Below are 284 nucleotides of genomic sequence, written 5' to 3'. Positions count from 1 at the left end.
GAGAAGGAACGCTTAGAAGAGGTCTTCAAGTTCGAACGTCCCTACCCGGAAATCAACGTGACCCCGGAAGTGCGCCAGGCCGGATTCGAATCATTCGTGACCACCGACGACCACCTGATGCACCTGACCGGCATCGCCAAAGACCAGAACGGCACGAAATACTACATCACCAAGAATTCATGGGGAACCGACCGCAACAAGTTCGGCGGCTACCTGAACATGTCCGAGAGCTTCGTCCGCGCCAAAACCATCTATGTGATGGTCCATAAGGACGCGATACCGAA

General features: G+C 54.6%; 1 protein-coding gene. It reads left to right on the top strand.

The genetic code is table 11. The features are described 5' to 3' along the window. Positions 1 to 284 (top strand): C1 family peptidase (locus BHV83_RS00480; protein WP_286755308.1); only part of this gene is annotated, 284 nt, incomplete at both ends.

It is taken from the genome of Parabacteroides sp. merdae-related_45_40, assembly GCF_001915675.1.
Note: the sequence above shows the minus strand (reverse complement) of the source record. Positions and strands in the feature narration are given on the sequence as shown.